Below are 3,143 nucleotides of genomic sequence, written 5' to 3'. Positions count from 1 at the left end.
TGGCTGGAAGTGCTGGGTTGCGGCATGGTGCATCCTAAAGTATTCGAGCACGTCAATATTGATAGTGAAAAATATCTGGGTCTGGCATTTGGCATGGGCGTTGAGCGCCTGGCGATGTTGCGATATGGCGTGAATGATCTGCGATTATTTTTTGAGAACGATCTGCGCTTCCTGCGTCAGTTCAAATAGGATAGGAAGTTCGCCATGAAATTAAGCGAAAATTGGCTACGTGAATGGGTAAATCCTGATTTTGATGTGCAGGTTATTGCCGAGAAATTGACTCAGGCGGGCCTGGAAGTTGATTCGGTTTCGCCTGTTGCCGGGGATTTTTCAGGTGTATTAGTTGGACAGGTGAAATCAGTTGTTTCACACCCGGATGCTGACAAATTGCGTGTCTGTGAAGTGGATGTAGCTGGTGATGAGTTATTGCATATTGTGTGTGGTGCCAGCAACGTTCGGGAAGGTTTGAAAATTCCAGTTGCCATTGTTGGTGCAGTCTTGCCAGGTGATTTTAAAATTAAAAAAGCCAAACTGCGTGGTGAACCATCTTTCGGTATGTTGTGTTCTGCTAAAGAACTTGGTTTAACTGAATCCTCTGACGGTCTGATGGAATTACCGGCTGATGCACCTGTTGGGAGCGATATTCGCGATTATCTGGCATTAAATGATTTCACCATTGAAGTCGATTTAACACCAAACCGCAGTGATTGTCTGGGAGTTGCCGGTATTGCACGCGAATTGGGTGTGATTAGCCGTACCAATCTTACCCCCGTCATTATTAATGAGATTGCGGCAACTGTTCAGACAACATTTCCAGTTTCAGTAGAAGCCATACAAGCCTGCCCAAATTATATTGGTCGGGTGATTGAAAATATTAATCCTGACGCCAAAACGCCGTTATGGATGCAGGAAAAACTGCGTCGCAGTGGATTACGGAGTCTGAGCGCCGTGGTGGACATCACTAATTATGTGATGTTGGAGCTGGGGCAGCCAATGCATGCATTTGATCTGCAGAAGTTACAGCAGAACATTATTGTAAGGTTTGCCAAGACAGACGAAAAACTGACTTTATTGGATGGTCAGCAAGTTGAGATTGCTGAACAGACATTAGTTATTGCCGATGCATCTGGTCCGCTGGCTCTTGCTGGTGTAATGGGTGGAGAAGCTTCCGCCGTTGATGATAAAACAACATCGCTGTTTCTCGAAGCGGCCTTTTTCACGCCTGATGCGATTGCAGGGCAGGCTAGAAGTTATGGATTGCATACTGATTCATCACATCGCTTTGAACGGGGTGTTGATCCTCAATTGGCACAACAGGCAATGCAACGGGCCACGCAGTTGATTCTGGAAATTGCCGGTGGTCAGCCAGGCCCGCTAACGATTATCAGTGAGGAAAGTGCGTTACCTGAAACGCCGCAAATTCTGCTACGTGCAAACCGTATTAAACGGGTGTTGGGAATTGAGCTGGAAGCTGCTGAAGTAGAAGAACAGCTGACTCGGTTGGGGCTGGAAGTTACAGCAGTCAGAGATGGCTGGCTGGTGATTGTGCCAAGTTTCCGTTTTGATATTAATATCGAAGTGGATTTGATTGAAGAATTAGGTCGTCTCTACGGCTATGATCGGTTGCCGCAAACCCGGCCTGAAATCAGTGTATTACCCGGTGCAATTTCAGAAAAACAGCTTGCCACAGAACGTCTGCAAAGTCTGTTGGTGGATCGTGGTTATTTTGAAGCAATCACCTACAGTTTTGTTGACCCAACATTGCAAAAACACTTTGCCGACAGTGATATCGAACCAATCAAATTAGCCAATCCGATTTCAGCGGATCTGTCTGTGATGCGTCATTCATTGTGGCCGGGTCTGGTGCAGGCGATGGTTTATAACCTGAATCGTCAGCATGACCGAATTAGGTTGTTTGAAGTGGGGCGTGTGTTCCGGGGTGAATTGGCTGATATCGATCAGTATCTTTGTATTGGCGGACTGGTCTATGGCGATATTCATCCCGAACAATGGTCAGAAAAAAACCGTAAAGTTGATTTTTATGATGTGAAAGCTGATGTCGAGGCGATATTGGCACTGGGAAATGGCAAAGTCGAATTCCGCGCTGAACCACATCCTGCATTGCATCCTGGACAATCTGCACGTATCTATCAAAATGATAAACCAGTGGGATGGTTGGGAGCACTGCATCCCAAACTGAATAAGCCATTAGGCTTTACTGGTAAAGCGTATGTTTTCGAATTGGCATTAACGGTTTGTCTGCAATCTGCCATTCCAAAATTTACTACGCTATCGCGTTATCCTGCTATTCGCAGAGATCTCGCTTTAGTTGTCGACAATTCCATTGTAGCCGTTGAAATTGAGCATTGCCTGAAAGGTATCGAGTCTGATATTCTTAAGTCAATTCAATTGTTTGACGTTTATTCTGGAGATGGTGTCGAGCTTGGCAAGAAGAGCATTGCGGTCGCTTTCCATCTTCAACATGGTGAGCGAACCATGACCGACGATGAAGTCGATGCATTAATGCTGCAAATTACCAACAAGCTGCAAAGTGAGTTGGGTGCGGTTGTTAGAACCTAACGTCGGTTCAATAATAAGAATAGAGGTAAAGAATGGCACTCACAAAAGCCGATATGACTGAACAACTTTATGAAGAGTTGGGATTTAATAAACGTGAAGCAAAAGAACTGGTCGAAATGTTCTTTGAAGAAATCCGTGGTGCACTTGAGGAAGGTGATCAAGTGAAGCTCTCAGGATTTGGTAATTTTGAACTGCGCGACAAAAATGAACGGCCTGGCCGTAACCCTAAAACGGGTGAAGAAATTCCAATCACCGCCCGTCGTGTTGTTACCTTTCGTCCTGGCCAAAAACTGAAAGCAAGGGTGGACAGTTATGCTAGAGGCGAGTAATAACAACGAACTACCTGCAATTCCGGGTAAACGTTACTTTACCATTGGTGAAGTCAGTGAGTTATGTGGGGTGAAGCCACATGTACTACGTTATTGGGAACAGGAGTTTACTCAGCTCAAACCCGTTAAACGTCGTGGTAACCGCCGTTATTACCAACGCCATGATGTGGTGCTGATTCGTGAAATTCGTGGCTTGCTTTATGAACAGGGATTTACCATTGGTGGTGCCCGTCA

3 protein-coding genes and 1 pseudogene are annotated in these 3,143 nt (G+C 45.6%); all 4 read left to right on the top strand.

Annotated elements, in window-relative coordinates; all coding sequences use genetic code 11:
- A pseudogene (locus B3182_RS02735) lies at positions 1-189 on the top strand (phenylalanine--tRNA ligase subunit alpha); the annotation flags it as partial.
- A gap of 15 nt (positions 190-204) precedes the next feature.
- Positions 205-2,580: a phenylalanine--tRNA ligase subunit beta gene (gene pheT / locus B3182_RS02730; RefSeq protein WP_292356010.1), complete on the top strand. Its 2,376-nt coding sequence runs from the start codon at positions 205-207 to the stop codon at positions 2,578-2,580.
- A gap of 32 nt (positions 2,581-2,612) precedes the next feature.
- Positions 2,613-2,909: an integration host factor subunit alpha gene (gene ihfA / locus B3182_RS02725; RefSeq protein WP_014706670.1), complete on the top strand. Its 297-nt coding sequence runs from the start codon at positions 2,613-2,615 to the stop codon at positions 2,907-2,909.
- Positions 2,893-3,143: MerR family transcriptional regulator (locus B3182_RS02720; RefSeq protein ID WP_292751434.1), on the top strand; the 251-nt coding region annotated here is incomplete at its 3' end. The genes ihfA and B3182_RS02720, both read left to right, overlap by 17 nt.

This window comes from Methylophaga sp. UBA4204, from assembly GCF_002379485.1.
Lineage (GTDB): Bacteria > Pseudomonadota > Gammaproteobacteria > Nitrosococcales > Methylophagaceae > Methylophaga.
Note: the sequence above shows the minus strand (reverse complement) of the source record. Positions and strands in the feature narration are given on the sequence as shown.

What these genes read in the sequence shown, in the direction of transcription:
- pheT (WP_292356010.1), top strand. Translation starts at nt 205, where the DNA reads ATGAAATTAAGCGAAAATTGGCTACGTGAATGGGTAAATCCTGATTTT.
- ihfA (WP_014706670.1), top strand. Translation starts at nt 2,613, where the DNA reads ATGGCACTCACAAAAGCCGATATGACTGAACAACTTTATGAAGAGTTG.